Raw genomic sequence first — 14,899 nt, forward strand, 5'->3', positions numbered from 1 at the left:
TAAATAGCGCCGCCGCCTGCGCTCAGACCGAGAACTCGTAGAGGTCGTCGCCGACGTGGTGGATCGACTCGACCACCTTCCCGCTGTCGCCGACCATCTCGTCGCCGTCGACCATCGCCCGGCCCACCGCCAGCACCTTCCCGTGGGTCTCCTCGGCGACGACGACGAGGTCGCCCTCGCGGATCGCTTCGTCGGCCTCGACGATCCCCGGGCGCATCACGTCGGCGCCGTCCGAGACGAAGGAGATCGCGCCGGCGTCGACCGTGACGACCCCCGTCTCCGGCTCGTAGTCGTTCGCGCCCCGAACCGTGAGGAACGGCTCGTCGTCGTCGACGTAGAAGACGGCGGGGTCGCCGTCGACTAAGACGAGCTCGTAGCCGGCGTCGACGAACTCGACGAACTCGAAGGTGTCCCCGTCGATGTCGACCCCGAGGTGGTCGGCGACCGCCTCTTGGATCGCCGTGATCTCGTCGCTCCGGAGGTGGTGCCGGGATTTCACTTCCATGCGCGTCCCGTCGACCGCTCGGCCGATAAATGGACCGCTCCGCGGCGTGGGCGCGGGCGATCGCGCCGTGGTTTCGGCCTCACGCCGGTCTCGTCCGGTTGGACCGATCAAAACGGTCTTAATCCACCTCTCCATATCCCCTCGTATGCTCAACCCACTGGCGATCGTGTTCGCGGCGATCGTGAACCCGCCCGCGATCGTGCTCGCGGCGATCGCGACGCTGCTCATGGTCCTCGTCACCTCGGTGCGAGGGACGGGGTGGGAACCCACGACCGACATCTCGGACGAAGTCCTCGAACACCGCGCGTCCGCGGTCCCCGAGACGGAGTTCCCGGAGCCGGGCAACCGCGCGGTCGGCGGCGGTGGCGGCGGCGGCGCCATCCCGGCCGGCGGCGCCGAGGGCGAGGAGGGCGAGCTCGAGGAGGGCGGCACCGGAAGCTCTGGCCCCGGTGACATCCCCGAAGACGAGGTGGAGTACTTCGAGGTCGAGTTCGTCAAGCAGGGCGAGACGGTCGAGCTCTCCAACGACCAGCCCATCCTCGAACAGGGCGAAGACGAGGGGTGGGACCTCCCGTACGCCTGTCGGCAGGGCCAGTGTGTCTCCTGTGCCGGCCAAATCACGGACGGCCCCTCGGAGGACTTCGTCGAGCACGACAACCAGCAGATGCTCGAGGAGGCCGAGATCGACGACGGCTACACGCTCACCTGCGTCGCCTACCCCCGCGACTCCTTCAGCATCGAGACGGGCGAGGCGCCGTAGCGCCGGTCGCGCGTCCGCGCCCTCGCTCCCGTCTTCTCTCACCGCGTTCGCTCGCGACACCCTTTTTCGCGTCTCGTCCCAACCCATCGTATGTCCGTCACCACGGCGCTCGTCGCCGGCGGCGGGGGCGTCGCCGTCGCGCTGATCGCCGCGGCCGTCTACCGCGACGCGGTCCGCGTCGGCGTCGACCTCGGTTCGCCGGCGGCCTGGGCCGCGCTGGTCGTCTGCACCGGCGGCGCGAGCCTCGTCACGCTGGTCCTCGTCCCCGACGCGCCCCTGCCCGGCGTCCTCGTGTTGACCGCGCTCGGCCCCCTGCTGTACCTGCTCGAACGCGACGACTCGATGAACGGCGACGACGCGGCCGACCCCACCCGGCTCCCGAGCCAGTCCGGCGAGTCGGCGGACTCGGGCGACGACCCGGACCGGTAGTCGCTCGACGCCGGCGACCGGAATCGACGGCGGACGCTCCCGCCGACAGATCGCGGCCCCACTTGGCGCCGTTCCGTCTCATCGACGATGACACAGTTCCTTTCGCCGCGCTCGAAAGCTCCTAAACCGCAACTTTCCATACCGTCGGCGCTGTACTGGAGGTAATGAGCGACGAGAGCGACGAAAGCCTCGCGGACCGGGTAGAGCAGTGGATGGTCGGGCAGATGCCGATCATCCAGATGCACGGCGGCACGAGCGTCGTGCGCGAGGCGGACCCCGAGACCGGCGAGGTCGTCGTCGAGCTCGGCGGCACCTGCTCCGGCTGCGGCATCTCGAACATCACCGCCGACAACATCCGCCGCGACCTCATCATGGACTTCGAGGAGGTCGACAACGTCACCGTGCGGACCGCCTCCTCCGGCGACAACGGCGCCTCCACCGTCGAGGGCGGCCGCGGCGGCGAACTCAAACACGAGACCGAGTCCGCGAACCACTTCTGAGCGCGACTTATCCGGGTCTCTCCGCGTGACGCTCGGCGGCGCGGGCGCGAGTCTCTCGCCTCAGTCCCCGCTCACCGCTTGTCGACGACCGATGTCGCGTTTTAACCGGTCCGCGTAGTCGATCCGCGTCTCCCTCGCTTCCGCCGCCGAGAGCGCCCCGGCCCCTCGTAGCTCCGCCGAGAGCGGGTCGTACGCGTCCACGTCGAACCCCATCCGACCGAGGTACGACCGCACCGCCTCCGAGTCGAGCCCGTCGCGGACGGCGGCCTCGACGTGCTCTTCGACCGCGTCGAACGACGGAAGCACGACCGCGTCGTCCGTCACACGCCCCGTGTCGCCCTCGATCCGTACCTCCGTTCTCACGCCGCGGTCGACGGCCTCGACGAGGTCGTCCGCCAGCCGAACGACCTGGCTCGGGAGCGCGGTGTCCGGCGACCGCCACTCGACCGTCGAGAACGCCGCCCGGAGCTTGACGGGGACCCACACCGCGCCCTCCGGGATGAAACAGCCCTCGACCGTCTCCCGGTCGCAGCCGGACGCGATCGCTTCGGTGACGAAGGCCTCGTACCGCCGTTCGAGCCGCCTCGCCCACTCCTCGGTATCTTCGAGATACGGCCACAGTTTCCCCTGCTTCGGGAGGTGCTCGTACGCGAGCCGCCTGTACAGCACCGATCGGGCGCTGGCGGCGAGCGGCTCCCGTTCGAAGTACGGCGAGGAGCTGACGAGCGCCAACGCCGGGTCGAGCGCGGTGAGGGTGTTCAGCTGGTCGACCGCATGCCCCGGCCGCTGTTCGATGTGAACGTGCGTGCCGGCGCAGTGTCGGACGTACTCGAAGCGGTCTCCGACCACGCGGTCTTGGATCCGCGTCCGCTCGCTCTCTCGGTCGGCGATCTCGCCGTCGTGGATCGGCGTCGCCAGCGGGACGAGCCCCTTGTCGAGCTCGTCGGCCCGTCGCAGGACCCGGCCGACGCGGTCGAACAGCTCCTCGCGGAGCTCCGCCGTCGACTCGCACGGCGTCGTCTTGATCTCGAGGAGCGGGCTGACGAACTCGCGCTCGACCCCGGGAGACGCGTCGACGAGCCCGCGGGGATCGGTGAGCCGCCCGTCGTCGTCGATCACCCAGTACTCGACCTCGACGCTGCGTCGCGTCGGGCCGGTCCCGCCCGTCGATCCGCGCCCCGACCCGTCCGCCTCGGCCGCGTCGCTCACGGCTCGCCGGCCGGACCGTCGTCTCCCTCCCACTCGTCCGATCGCAAGTGTGTGATATTAACTAGCACGCCATCGAATCATCACTGTGCTGTAATAACGTTTGTGCCAATATCACCGGAAAAATGGTGATATATGTTTGGCTCCGATTAAGAATACGTGAATTAAGCGCACAAACAGCTGGCATACTCTCTTTTTGAACCAGTTTTATCTATTCGTGCCAAACCTCCCGATCCGCGGAAAAAGCGGACGAGCGCGTTCCGGTGAGAGCGACGCTTCCGGCTCTCTCGGCTCACCCCGCCCTGACCGCCTACAGCGACGTGAACGGCAGCGTTGCGAGCGTGTCGGCGTCGTAGGCGAGCGCCTCGGCCTGCGAGGTTCCCTCCGGCGTGATCATGTCGATCACCCGAGGCGCGTTGCCGGCCGCGCCCTCTTTGGCACCACCGAAGACGAACCCGCCGGCCTCGACCTGTACGTCGCGGAACGCGCCGAAGTTCGCCGAGCCAACGACCGGGAGGACCTCCCAGTCGGCGATGTCTGTCCCGCCGAGCGCCGTCTTCGGAATCGAGACGACGGCGACGTTCGATTCGAGGTCGGCGAACCGGGTCACCGAGCCGAGCCCGGTGCCCTCGTCGTCGACGACGGTCCCGCCGCCGAAGCCGTCGGAGCTAACCCGGTACTGCCACGGGTCGTCGAACTCGGCGGTGACGCTCAGGTCACCGAGCTCGGTCGTCCGCCCGCCGTCGCCGTCGGGATCGCGCAGGTAGACGACGAAGTACTGGGGCGAGAACGTCCCGCCGAACCCTCTGTACAGGTTCTCGACGCCGAAGGCGAACCGGTACTCCTCGTCGGTCTCCAACACGCGGAACGAGCGCAGGTCGAACGCGCCGTCCTGAAACGCGCCGTCCGTGGGATAGACGTACTCGCCGGGTCCGTCGTCGTCGCCCGCGGGATCGCTCAGCTGCCCCACGAGGTCACCGGGCGCGACCGTGACGGTTTCGGAGCCGAGTTCGGTCCCGCCGTCGGCCTCGCGGACGACGACGTCGAAGGTACCGATCCGCGCAGTGCTGAAGCCGAGTTCCACCGTCTCGTCCGTCGCGTTCGGCGGGAGTCGGACGGTGTCGCGCGAGACGACCTCGCCGTCCAAGACGACCTCGACCGTCGTCGCGCCGACGAAGGCGGCGTCGTTCGAGCCGGTCGCGGTGATGAACGACTCGCCGAGGTCGGCCTCGTCGGCAATCGACACCGAGATCGTCTGCTCCGGGCGCTCGTACTCGGGGAGACGGTTGATCTCGCGGCCCCGCGCCGGACGCAGTTTCACTGCCGTCCCGCCGCTCGGCGCGAGCGACGCGAGCAGCGTGGTCGACGGGTCGACCACCGCCTCGTCGATGCGGACGCCGGTCGGGTCGAGGTCGACGCCGGCCCCGACCGCGTCCGAGTAGATCTCCGCGACGTACTTCGGGCCGTTTCGGCCGTTTCCGGAGTTGCCTCTGCCGTTTCCGTTGCCGTTCCCCTTCCCGCCCGAATTACCGGGCGCGAGGAAGTCGAGCGGCACGTCGACCGCGCGGCCGTCGTCGTCGGTCATGACGCCGACGTACCACTCGTCGCCGTGCCGGCGGGCGATCGCGAGGTAGTCGCCGATCGCGGCGCCGACGACGCGCGTCTCGTCCCAGCCGGCGGCCGGGACCGACTCGATGAAGCCGAACTCCGGCTCGGCGTCGAAGTTCTCCTTTTCCGGCGTGTACCCCTCGTACTCGGCCGGGACCGGCGACGGCTCGCCCGACTCGGTGACGGCGACGGTGTTGAGATTGAAGCCGCCGACGTCGCCGCTGAATCCGTCGTCGCCCTGCGCGTAGTCGAGCTCGATCGCGACCTCGTTGTCGCCCGCGTCGAACTCGACCTCGGTCGTGAACACCTGCCAGTCGTCCCAGTAGTCGGTGAAGTCAGGCTCGATGGTTCGGCGCTCGTCGTTGACGCGGAGCGTCGCCCGCGGGGTGCCGGCGTCGATCACGCGGCCCGTGTTCTCCTCCGCGTCGCTCGCGTAGCGCAGGTGGAGGTCGTACGTCCCGGCGCTCGGCACGTCCTCAACCGTGAACGACACCGACGAGCCGCTGGGCGCGCGGTTGGGGTCGACGGCGACGAAGTTGGTGCCGAACGCGTCCCGGTAGGAGTCGTCAGTGACGAGCCCGTCGAGCTCGCCGGCAGCGGCCTGGAGCGCCTCGCCGACCGCGAACGTCTCGTCGATGTACCCCTCGATCCGGTCGGCCGCCATCTGGAGGCCGCTGAGGTACGTCGGGTACATCGCGAGCTGCTTGGCGCGGGTCGTCTGGATCTGGTCGCCGCGCTCGTCGTTGAACGTGATGTCGAAGATCCCTGGCTGGTAGCTCACCGGGCCGGCGAGGTTCCGGGTGAACGGCAGCGTGACGTGGTGGTCGCGGCCGACGTTCGATCCGAGCTGCCCGAACCCGTCGTACTCCTGCGCCTTCACGACCTCCCGGTTCGCTACGTTCGGGTAAGTTCGGATCTCGCCGGTCGGCTTGATCCCCTCGTGGATCTCCAGCTGCTGGCGGTTCGCGGCCGCCTCGCGGATCACGCGCCGGTGGTGGTTCACCGCGAGCTGGTTGTGGTGATTGTGGGTCGCCACGGTGCCGTCGCCCTCGATGCCGAGCCCTCTGTCGGCGACGTAGCCGTTCTTGATCGAGTTGATGCCGACGTCGTCGTAGCCCGCGAAGGCGTCGCCGTCGAGGACCGCGTCCTCGTAGTTCGGGATGTTGCCGGCGGTCTCGTTGTGGGCCGTCATCTCGACGGGCTCCGGCAGCGAGGCGCCGAAGTCGGTCACTTCCCGCACGTCGAAGTCGGGGTAGGAGTCATCGACGCCGAACTCCAGCCCGGAGCCGTCCCCGGGATACGTGTCCCACCCCTCGTTCCACCCCTCGACGAGCACGCTGTCGATGCCGTTCTCGCTCGCGAACCGCATATACCGCTTCATCCGCTCGGTCCGGGCGCCGTGGACGTAGCCGGCCGCGTCCGTCGGACTGTCGAACGACTCGTCGGCCCGGTACTCCCAGTTCGCCGACCCCGCGATCATCGTCCACCAGATGCCGACGTACTTCCGGGGCTCGATCCAGTCAGTGTCGGGCGCGCCGCCGGCGGTCGGGAGCGCCGCCTCGTCGAGCGGGTCGGAGAGCAGCGGGACCAGCTGCGACTCGATCAGCTCGCCCGGCCGGTCGACGACCTGAATCGTCCGCCACGGCGTCGCCGCCGGGAGGTCGAGCGAGGCCCGCGACCCGTCGGGCAGCGGCGTGAGTTCCGTTGCGAACGTCGTCCCGCCGTCGTCGCTGCGGGGCGCGAGCGTCGCGGCCGCGTAGTCGTCGAGGTTCGCCTCGTGGACGCTGAGGTACGCGTCGCCCGCGTCGACGGTGAGCGGCGTGTGCGCCCCGTCGCGCATCGGCGTGTCGTTCGGCCGCCGCGGATCGCTCCCGCCGGGAATCTCCGACAGGGGCGTCTCGGCGTACTCCTGTTCGAACCGCGGGTTCGTCACCGCGTTCGCGATCCACCAGGCGTCGTAGTCGTCCGCGAAGTCGACGCCGGTGTTCTCCGAGTCGATCACCGCCTTCTCCGAGTTGCTCGCGAATCCCTCGCCCAGCACTGTTCGGAACCCGATCCCGTCGTCGAACACGCGGATCTGGAGGGTCGCGGTCCGACCGTCCACCGCGTCGCTGCCGGGGCCGTCGCCGCCCTCCGAGTCGGCGTCCGCGAGCCCGACGCTGAGGGCGTTGTACTCGGCCGAGACCTCGTCGTAGGCGCCCCACACCGGTTCCCACGCCTCGGTCGCCGACTCGCGCTCGGTCCCGGTGACGGCCACCGGGCCGTCCTCGCTCCCGGCGCTCGCGCCGAACGCCGGCTGGTTCCGGAAGTCGAACCCGAGCTCCGACGAGCCGACGTACGTCGTCCCGTTCCGGGCGACCTCGTAGGTCGGGACGCCGTCCGAGACGTCGAGGGTGACCGCGATCGATCCGTCCGGCGACTCGATCCGCTGGACCGGGTCGTCCTCGCCGTTCGCCACTGGTGCGGCGTCGTCGGCCGACACGTCCCGCGAGTAGGCGGCCGCCGCCACCAGCGCCCCCACGCTCCCGAGGAACCCCCGCCGCGTCGATCCGTCAAACGATTGCTGTGATCGTTTTTCACTCATTCCGTCCGCACCGTGTATACGACGAATAATAATGTTATTGTAACGCAGCAAAGTGATTGAATTACGAAACGACCGAGTCGACGAGTTCCCTCGGGAGGACTGTTCGCGGCGTTGGGCGCCTCACAGCGCGTTCTCCAGCGCCGACGCGACGCTCCGCGCCTTCTCCGCCAGCGGTTCGGGGACCGTTCCGGCCGCGACCGCCGCGTCGAGCTCGTCGTCGTCGACGCGTTCGACCCCTCCGTCCGGCCGCTTCACCACGTCGACGTGGAGGTCGACGTACCGGGCGGCGTCGGGGAACACCTCCACGGGCGTACAGACGTTGACGTACGTCCCGCGGACGGTCCCGTCGCGGCCGCGGTACGTCGTCGGGTACCACCACCGGCCCTCCTTCAGGCTCGTCTCGGCGATGTCGCCCGCCACGCGGTCGACGCCCAGCCCGTCGTAGGTCCCGCCGCCGGTCATCTCGCGCTCGACGGCCACGGTCCCGTCGGAGTCGATTCCCGTCACGGTCCCCTCGCCGAGGGTGATCAGCCGCCCGTCCGGCTTCCCGTGGTCGATCCGGAGCGCGTCGCCCTCGCTCGGGCCGAACGCGTCGGTCACGACCGCGAACGGGAACTCGGCGTCGGGGGCGGGCTCGCAGAGCGCCTCCGCGAGGTCGACGCCGGCCGAGGCGTCCGCCGAGCCCGCCTTCACGCGGTGGTGACCCGGTATCGTCGCGGTCGCGGTCCGGCGCGCGTCATCGAGCCCGAACCGGCTCTCGCGGCCGAACCAGACCCAGACGCCGGCGTTCGGCGCGGCGACCGGCGCGTCGCGGAGCCGGCTCGGGTCGTCGAGGACGCCGAGCTCCGATTCCGTCCCGCCCTTCGGAGCGATCGCCGCGCGCAGCTCCTCGGCGGCGTCGACCGCGGCGTCTAGCCCCGCGGTCAGCGCCTCCGTGTCGGCGTCCACGGCCGGCGGCTGCCACACCGCGCGCCACCCGTCCGGCGGGTCGAGGTCGAGCAGGTCGAGCATCCCCGACAGCTCGCGGGCGGCCTCGTCGTCCCGGACATCGACCCGCGTCCCGGAGCCCGGCTCAAGCGCGACGAGGTCGCCGCCGACGCGGAGATGCCCCGCGAGTTCCGGACGCCGGTCCGTCCACGGCGCCGCCGACTCGCGCACCTGAACCCGGACCGGGTCCCCCGTCTCCACCCGGGCGTCGACGCTCCCGTACGGGAGGTACCCCTCGGCGGTATCGTCGCCGACGCGGAGATCGACGACGGCGCCGCCGCCGAGCGTCTCCGTCACCTCCCCGTCGAGGACCGCGCCGGGCGGTGTCGGGTCGGGCCACGCGAGCGCGTCGCGGCCCGCGTCGGTCAGGAGTCCGCGGAGCGCGTCGAGCGCGTCGGGGTCGCCGTGCGCGCCGACGCCCTGCCGGTCGCCGCTCGTCTCGATCCGGACCTCCGGCGGGTCGGTTCCGAACGCGGCGTCGAAGCGCCGCCGGATCGGCGGCGAGGCGTCGACGACCTCGTGGCCGTCGTCGAGCAGGCGCGCGGTGAGCGCCGTCGCGTAGATGCCGCGAACGCGGGCTCGGGCCATCCTCAGAGGTCCTCGCGCTCGTGTGCGAACCGGACCCGGTCGTTCACCGTGTCGCCGAGCGAGAGCTCGACGACGACCGGGTCGCCGCCGTCGTCCTCGCGGAGGATCCGTCCGCCCTCGACCGGGACGCCCCACCCGTCGAGCGAGAGGTAGCCGCGGAGGTCGCTCCCGTGGGTGAACAGGTCGACGTCGGCGGTCGCGTGTTCCTGCGTCTCCGACGCGCTGTGCGCCATCTCCATGTCGGAGTAGTAGGGTGCGTCCGCGTCGAAGAACGCTCGGAGCCGGTCGGCGTCGCGGGCGACGAGCTCGGCGACGCGGTCCGAGGCGTCGGCGACGGCGTCCGCGTCCAGCCCGGCCTCTCGGAGGGCGCGCTGGACCCGTGGATCGAAGTGCATACCCCGCCTTCGGGCGCCGCCGTTTCAACGCTGTCGGCTGCGCCGCTTCCGCCCGCTCATCGCCGGACGCCGCTCGGGTGCCGCCCAGTAATTAAGTCACCCGGGTGGCAAACGGGAGCCATGCCATCCGACGAGGACCCGATCGCGTCCCGGGCCGACGACGACCGCGACCTCTACGACGTCGCGACCTGGGAGGAACGGACCTCCCTCGACGGGCTGTCGGTCGCGTTACACTGGTTCATTACTCGCTCGGCGAAGGCGCTGGTCGTCTTCGTCGCCTTCGTCGGACTCCTCGCGATCGTCGGCTCGTTCGGGCTGGGGCTCGTCTTCGACCCGGCCATCGCGATCCTCCTCGGGCTCTCCGCCGTCCCCGCGCTCGGCCTCGCCGCCTACGTGTACGTCTCGGACGTCACGACCGCCGAGCCGCTGTCGCTCCTCGTGGCGACGTTCCTGCTTTCGATCCTCACCGCGACGTTCGCGGCGGTCCTGAACAGCGTGCTCCAGCCGTACTTCCGGCCGTTCGGCTTCCTCGGGCTCGTCGTGTTCTTCTTCGTCGTCGTCGGCCCGATAGAGGAGTCGGTGAAGCTGCTCGCGGTGCGGCTGTACGCGTACACCGACGCCCGGTTCGACGCCGTCATCGACGGCGCCGTCTACGGCGCCATCGCGGGGCTCGGATTCGTCGTCATCGAGAACTTCGTGTACATCGCCCAGAACGTCGACATGGCGGAGCTGACGGTCGGGATCGCGGCGCTCGGCGCCGGCGACGGCATCGCCGCGCTCCGGGCGCTCGCGGGCCCCGGCCACGTCGTCTACTCGGCGTTCGCGGGCTACTACCTCGGGCTCGCGAAGTTCAACCCCGGGAACCGCGGCCCCATCATCGTCAAGGGGCTCGTCCTCGCGGCGGCGATCCACGCGCTGTACAACACGCTCGTCGGCCCGGTGACGGGCGTCGCCTCGCAGCTGCTCGGCCTCCCGCAGGTCGTCGCGCTGTTCGGCTTCGTCGTGGTCTTCCAGGGCGCGTTCGGGTACGTCCTCCTCCGGAAGATCTGGCGGTACCGCGACGCGTACCTCGACACGCGCGACGAGGTGGGCGAGGACGTCGAACCGGAGCTCGACGAGTTCGAACAGTAAGGGCGAAACCGGCCTCGTTTCCGCCTTCCGCCGTCAGGGCGCCTTTTCGACCCGCGAGCGGTCGCCGGTGCCGCCAGTCAGCGCGCTCGCGAGGGCGCCTTTCACCACGACGTCGTCGCCGAGGTCGGTGAGCCGCACCTCCGGGACGTTGATGAACACCATCTCCGGGAGCTTCTCGCGGATGGGATCGAGTATCCGGTCGGGGTTGTTGAGCGCGACCGCGCCGCCGACGCTCACGACGAGCGGCGCGTACGCGTGAATGACGTTAGCGATCCCCATGGCGTTCCAGTGGGCGACCTGATCGATCACGTGGTCGGCGAAAGTGTCCTCGCCCGCGGCCTCGAACACGTCGACCGCGGAGAAGTCGGGGTCCTCGATCGGGAGGCTCGTCTCGATCGGGTCCTCCTCGTACAGCTCGCGGGCGTACTTCGGGATGTTGTTGCCGGAGCAGTACCCCTCCCAGTGGCCGTCGAGCCCGCAGCCGCAGGTCATGAACCCGTGCGGGTCGACGGTCATGTGGCCGACCTCGCCGGCGTTGCCGTCCCACCCCGAGAGCACGTTGCCGTCGACGGCGACGCCCGCGCCGATCCCCGAGGAGATGGTGAGGTACACCATGTCGTCGGGGTTGCGTTCGGAGTGGAACCGCTCGCCGATGACGCCCGCGATCGTGTCGTTGTGGAGGTACACCTCGTCGGTGTCGAGCAGTCGCCCGACCGGCCCGACGAGCGGGATGCGCTCGACGGTGTCCGGGAGGTTCGCTGGCCCCTGGACCACTCCCTCCGCGAGGTCGAGCGGGCCGATCGAGCCGATCCCGGCCGCGACCGCCTCGCTCGGCGCGATTCCCGCGTCGGTACAGGCCCCACGAACCACTTCCAGGACGGCCTCCGTGACGGCGATGCCGTTCGGTCCCCGCGGGGTGCCTCGCGACGCGGAGCCGAGGACCGCCGCGGTCTCGTCGCCGACGACCGCCCGGACGTTCGTCGCCCCGAGATCGACGCCCACGTAGTACATCGGGTGTAAGCGCGGACCCGTCTCACTTAAGCGGGACGCTTCGGGCGGTCGAGCGAGGGAAAAGAACCGAGCCGTTTCCGCGAAACCGCGTTACGAGGCGGTCTCGCGGACGAACGTTACCGGACACGGCGACGAGAGCATGACCTCCTGCGCCGCGCTGCCGAAGACAGCCTTCCCGGTCGGCGAGCGCCGCCGGCCGCCGACGACGACGCGGTCGGCCTGAAGTCCCTCGGCGGTCTCGACGACCTCGTCCGCGAGGTCGCCGACCGCGCCGCGGACGGAGTGCCGCACGCCGGCCGCCGACAGCGCCTTCGAGAGGTCTCGGGTGGTCCGGTGTCGCTCCGCGACCTCGTCGGGCGTCGCGTTCTCGCTGTCCGGGTCGAAGCCTAACTTCGCGCGGGTCTCGTCAAACTCCTCCTCGCCGAACACGTGGGTCAACACGACCTCGGCGTCCGACGGCCCAGCGAGCGCGATGATCTCCTCCGCGAGCCGCTCGGTCCGTTTTTCGTCTTCGCTGCCGACCGCTAACACAACTGTTTCGATGCTCATACACGCCTTTCGCCTCCGACCAATTTAACTCTGACGGAGTATTAACTCAAATCTGAATAAATATTTTACCGATCGATCCTGACACTCTCGCGGGCGCGAGCAGTCGCTCCTCGGCGTTCGGTCGACCGAGAGACTATCGGCTCCGAGAGCGGCTCACGACGGCAAAACGGTGGCGGATCCGATCAGTAGTCGGGCGCGTCGTCCTCGACTTCGCGCTTCAACGAGTCGCGTCGGGACTTCGCGTCGCGGCCGGTCGCTTCTAAGAGGAACTCGTTTTTCGCGTCGACGGCGTCAGCGGCGGCGTCGGCGTTGCCTTCGGCGATGACGTCCTCGGCGGGGCGCTCCTCGAAGTGGACCGCCAGCTTGTCCTTCTTGCTCCCGTACTCGGCGGCGCCCGCGACGATCCGGTCGAACACCGGGTTCTCGGGGTCCGCGACGACGTACAGTTCGTGGCCCTGCCACTCCTCGGTGCCCGTGACCTCGCCGAAGTACTCCTCGATGGAACCCTTCAGGTCCGGCATGCGGTCGTCCAGATGCTCGCCGCGGCGCATCTTGTACTCTTTCATGCCGCGACCGTTCGACAGGCCGGCGTAAACCAGTTTCGTCACGGCCGCTCGGCGGCTTCGACCGCCGACGCGGCGCTTTTTAACGTCGACTACTGCGGCCGCTCGTCGACGTACCCGCGCTTGCACTCCGGACAGATGTCGCCCGCGCGCATCGAGCTCCCGTCCGCGGCCCGGACCATCCCGCACTCGGGACAGTAGTACTCCGTCGGCCCGTCGTCGCCTATCGTCTCCAGCTCGGGGCTCTCGCCGCGGGTGATGCCCGTCTCGCCCTCGTCGCCGGCGTCGAACGCGACGCTCTCCGTGTCGTCGGGGGCCTCGACGTACTCCGTCTCTCCCCCGTCTTCCTCCTCCTGCCGGTCCGCGGCCTCCGGGGTGAGCCCGCCGCCGAACTCGACGCCAGCGTCGCCGCCCTCGCCGACCTCCGCGCTGAACCCCTCGTCCTCGCCGCCGTGGTCGGGCCAGGCGGCCGACCCATCGCCGTCGGCTTCGTCCTCGTCGACCTCGGGCCACGCGCCGCGCTCCCTGTCGTCGGCGTCCTCTCCGCCCTCGTCGAGTATCACGCCGTCGTCGCTCTCCGCGTCTGTCTCGTCGCTCGACTCAGATTCCGATGCGGCGTCCGTTGAGGACGACGCGGCGGAGGCGGACGAGGCCGACGCCGACTCCTCGCCCGCGTCCAACAGCTCCGCGTCCTCGTCCGCCGGGTCCGGACCGCCCGAAGCGTCAGGCGCCCCCGCGGCGTCGGAGCGCTCCGACGCGCTCGCCGGTGCGTCGCTCCCTTCCGGGGACGCTCCCGCGGCCGTTTCGGGGGCCTCGTCGCCCGCGTCGTCGGCGTCGTCATCGAGGATCACCGCGTCGTCGCTCCCGGCTTCGGGCTCCTCGTCGAGCGTCAGCCCTCCCGTGCCGGTCGCGGCGTCGTCCGCGCCGTCGGCCCCCGACGCCGTCCCCGGCGTCGAGCCTTCGGTGGGGGCCGGCCCGCTGCCGCCTTCCGGCGTTGCGGCCGCGCCCGCGTCGCTCCCGCCGGCCGCGTTCGCGGCGACCTCGTCCGCGAGCTGCTCCATCGTCGTCACCTCGGTGTTTTCGCTGACGATCTGCGTCTCGCCGCAGCGAGCGCAGGTCTTCACCTCCTTGACGGTCGTGACGACCTCGTCGCCCTCCTCCTCGCGCTCTCGCTGGAGTTCGGGTTCGCCGAAGTCGTGTCCGAGCAGACACCTGAGTCCCATTGTGCCACCCTGCGGTGCCGAGGGTAAAAAACGCCCCGTCGGCGTCCGACGCTCGGCACACGACCGGTATCGCGGGACGACGCGGTCGCCGTGCTCGGTTTCGCGCCGCGCGCCGCGGACACAGACTCTTTGTGGATCGCTCGCGTACCGTGTACTCACATGCCTACCGTATCCTACAAGGGCGAGGAAATCGAGTGCGAGAAGGGCGCCAACCTGCGCGACGTGCTCAAGGAGGCCGGTCTCTCCGTCTACAACGGCAAGATGGAGCAGCTCAACTGCCGCGGCGCCGGATCGTGCGGCTCCTGTGCGGTCCAGGTCGACGGCGAGGTCAGTGAGCCGAGCAAGAAGGAGCGCGCCCGCCTCTGGTTCCCGCCCCACCACCCGAGCCACGACGTCCGCCTCGCGTGTCAGACGAAAGTCGAGGGAGACGTCGAGGTGACGAAGGGCCGCGGGCTCTTCGGCCAACACATCTGAGCGCGGCCGCGACGCTCTCGTCGATCCTTTTACGGACCGCGGCGCACGCGACGAGCGACGCGCTCGTCAGGAATAAAATACGGCCGCGGCGGACGTGAGCCCGCGACGCGGACGAAAACGTTTGGTACCGTGTGTCAGAGTCGCGTTCGGCGTCAGCCGGACCGACCCACCTTCTCGGATCGGCTTACTGCCGAACGACGTTGGTCGCGCGGGGGCCCTTCTCGGAGGACTCGATGTCGAACTCGAGCTCCTGGCCCTCTTCGAGGTCCGGGCCGCCGACGTCTTCCATGTGGAAGAACACGTCGTCGTCCGCGTCGTCAGTCTCAATAAATCCGTAGCCGCCAGTGTCGTTGAAGAAATCAACCTTTCCGGTCGCCATTGCGTTC

The 14,899-nt window shown here is 69.9% G+C and carries 15 protein-coding genes; 5 read left to right on the top strand and 10 right to left on the bottom strand.

All coding sequences use genetic code 11. From position 1 onward, the window contains the following. Positions 1–22: 22 nt before the first annotated feature. Positions 23–505, bottom strand: coding sequence for an RNA-binding protein (locus B378_RS0100070; RefSeq protein WP_017341805.1), 483 nt, complete (start codon positions 503–505; stop codon positions 23–25). A gap of 145 nt (positions 506–650) precedes the next feature. On the opposite strand from B378_RS0100070, the gene B378_RS0100075 reads away from it, so the two are divergent. The 3 genes from B378_RS0100075 (at position 651) to B378_RS0100085 (ending at position 2,194) form a co-directional block, all read left to right on the top strand. Next, on the top strand, positions 651–1,265 hold the full coding sequence (locus B378_RS0100075) for a 2Fe-2S iron-sulfur cluster-binding protein (protein WP_017341806.1): 615 nt from the start codon (positions 651–653) through the stop codon (positions 1,263–1,265). A gap of 90 nt (positions 1,266–1,355) precedes the next feature. Further along, positions 1,356–1,694, top strand: a complete 339-nt coding sequence (locus tag B378_RS0100080) for a hypothetical protein (RefSeq protein WP_017341807.1) — start codon at positions 1,356–1,358, stop codon at positions 1,692–1,694. 164 nt (positions 1,695–1,858) lie between these two features. After that, positions 1,859–2,194: a NifU family protein gene (locus B378_RS0100085; RefSeq protein WP_004599172.1), complete on the top strand. Its 336-nt coding sequence runs from the start codon at positions 1,859–1,861 to the stop codon at positions 2,192–2,194. Positions 2,195–2,254: 60 nt separating this feature from the next. Here B378_RS0100085 and B378_RS0100090 read toward each other — a convergent pair whose 3' ends face one another. The 4 genes from B378_RS0100090 to B378_RS0100105 form a co-directional block, all read right to left on the bottom strand. Then, a complete protein-coding gene (locus B378_RS0100090) occupies positions 2,255–3,403 on the bottom strand; it encodes a glutamate-cysteine ligase family protein (protein ID WP_044965269.1) in 1,149 nt (382 codons plus the stop codon). Positions 3,404–3,710: 307 nt separating this feature from the next. Further along, positions 3,711–7,529 carry a glycoside hydrolase family 97 catalytic domain-containing protein gene (locus B378_RS0100095; protein ID WP_017341809.1) on the bottom strand — a complete coding sequence of 1,273 codons (3,819 nt, stop codon included), beginning with the start codon at positions 7,527–7,529 and terminating at the stop codon, positions 3,711–3,713. A gap of 183 nt (positions 7,530–7,712) precedes the next feature. After that, complete coding sequence (locus B378_RS0100100; protein ID WP_017341810.1) at positions 7,713–9,167, bottom strand: DUF402 domain-containing protein; 1,455 nt, start codon at positions 9,165–9,167, stop codon at positions 7,713–7,715. A gap of 2 nt (positions 9,168–9,169) precedes the next feature. Beyond that, a complete protein-coding gene (locus B378_RS0100105) occupies positions 9,170–9,562 on the bottom strand; it encodes a hypothetical protein (protein WP_017341811.1) in 393 nt (130 codons plus the stop codon). Between the two features lie 120 nt (positions 9,563–9,682). Between B378_RS0100105 and B378_RS0100110 the strand changes: the two genes are divergently transcribed. Then, entirely contained in the window at positions 9,683–10,693 is a 1,011-nt protein-coding gene (locus tag B378_RS0100110; RefSeq protein ID WP_017341812.1) for a PrsW family intramembrane metalloprotease, read from the top strand. A gap of 33 nt (positions 10,694–10,726) precedes the next feature. Here B378_RS0100110 and B378_RS0100115 read toward each other — a convergent pair whose 3' ends face one another. The 4 genes from B378_RS0100115 to B378_RS0100130 form a co-directional block, all read right to left on the bottom strand. After that, a complete protein-coding gene (locus B378_RS0100115) occupies positions 10,727–11,704 on the bottom strand; it encodes an ROK family protein (RefSeq protein ID WP_017341813.1) in 978 nt (325 codons plus the stop codon). A gap of 90 nt (positions 11,705–11,794) precedes the next feature. Continuing rightward, on the bottom strand, positions 11,795–12,253 hold the full coding sequence (locus B378_RS0100120) for a universal stress protein (RefSeq protein ID WP_017341814.1): 459 nt from the start codon (positions 12,251–12,253) through the stop codon (positions 11,795–11,797). Between the two features lie 182 nt (positions 12,254–12,435). Beyond that, positions 12,436–12,819: a DUF5611 family protein gene (locus tag B378_RS0100125; protein WP_017341815.1), complete on the bottom strand. Its 384-nt coding sequence runs from the start codon at positions 12,817–12,819 to the stop codon at positions 12,436–12,438. Positions 12,820–12,908: 89 nt separating this feature from the next. Continuing rightward, positions 12,909–14,039, bottom strand: a complete 1,131-nt coding sequence (locus B378_RS0100130) for a hypothetical protein (RefSeq protein WP_017341816.1) — start codon at positions 14,037–14,039, stop codon at positions 12,909–12,911. Between the two features lie 159 nt (positions 14,040–14,198). On the opposite strand from B378_RS0100130, the gene B378_RS0100135 reads away from it, so the two are divergent. Continuing rightward, a complete protein-coding gene (locus B378_RS0100135; protein WP_017341817.1) occupies positions 14,199–14,513 on the top strand; it encodes a 2Fe-2S iron-sulfur cluster-binding protein in 315 nt (104 codons plus the stop codon). Between the two features lie 184 nt (positions 14,514–14,697). Here the strand turns inward: B378_RS0100135 and B378_RS0100140 are convergent, their stop codons facing one another. Beyond that, positions 14,698–14,892 carry a cold-shock protein gene (locus tag B378_RS0100140; protein ID WP_004599158.1) on the bottom strand — a complete coding sequence of 65 codons (195 nt, stop codon included), beginning with the start codon at positions 14,890–14,892 and terminating at the stop codon, positions 14,698–14,700. Positions 14,893–14,899 lie beyond the last annotated feature (7 nt).

It is taken from the genome of Halorubrum sp. T3 (assembly GCF_000296615.1).
Lineage (GTDB): Archaea > Halobacteriota > Halobacteria > Halobacteriales > Haloferacaceae > Halorubrum > Halorubrum ruber.

Coding starts and splice junctions, on each gene's coding strand:
- B378_RS0100070 (WP_017341805.1), bottom strand. CDS start 505: ATGGAAGTGAAATCCCGGCACCACCTCCGGAGCGACGAGATCACGGCG.
- B378_RS0100075 (WP_017341806.1), top strand. CDS start 651: ATGCTCAACCCACTGGCGATCGTGTTCGCGGCGATCGTGAACCCGCCC.
- B378_RS0100080 (WP_017341807.1), top strand. CDS start 1,356: ATGTCCGTCACCACGGCGCTCGTCGCCGGCGGCGGGGGCGTCGCCGTC.
- B378_RS0100085 (WP_004599172.1), top strand. CDS start 1,859: ATGAGCGACGAGAGCGACGAAAGCCTCGCGGACCGGGTAGAGCAGTGG.
- B378_RS0100100 (WP_017341810.1), bottom strand. CDS start 9,167: ATGGCCCGAGCCCGCGTTCGCGGCATCTACGCGACGGCGCTCACCGCG.
- B378_RS0100105 (WP_017341811.1), bottom strand. CDS start 9,562: ATGCACTTCGATCCACGGGTCCAGCGCGCCCTCCGAGAGGCCGGGCTG.
- B378_RS0100110 (WP_017341812.1), top strand. CDS start 9,683: ATGCCATCCGACGAGGACCCGATCGCGTCCCGGGCCGACGACGACCGC.
- B378_RS0100115 (WP_017341813.1), bottom strand. CDS start 11,704: ATGTACTACGTGGGCGTCGATCTCGGGGCGACGAACGTCCGGGCGGTC.
- B378_RS0100120 (WP_017341814.1), bottom strand. CDS start 12,253: ATGAGCATCGAAACAGTTGTGTTAGCGGTCGGCAGCGAAGACGAAAAA.
- B378_RS0100125 (WP_017341815.1), bottom strand. CDS start 12,819: ATGAAAGAGTACAAGATGCGCCGCGGCGAGCATCTGGACGACCGCATG.
- B378_RS0100130 (WP_017341816.1), bottom strand. CDS start 14,039: ATGGGACTCAGGTGTCTGCTCGGACACGACTTCGGCGAACCCGAACTC.
- B378_RS0100135 (WP_017341817.1), top strand. CDS start 14,199: ATGCCTACCGTATCCTACAAGGGCGAGGAAATCGAGTGCGAGAAGGGC.
- B378_RS0100140 (WP_004599158.1), bottom strand. CDS start 14,892: ATGGCGACCGGAAAGGTTGATTTCTTCAACGACACTGGCGGCTACGGA.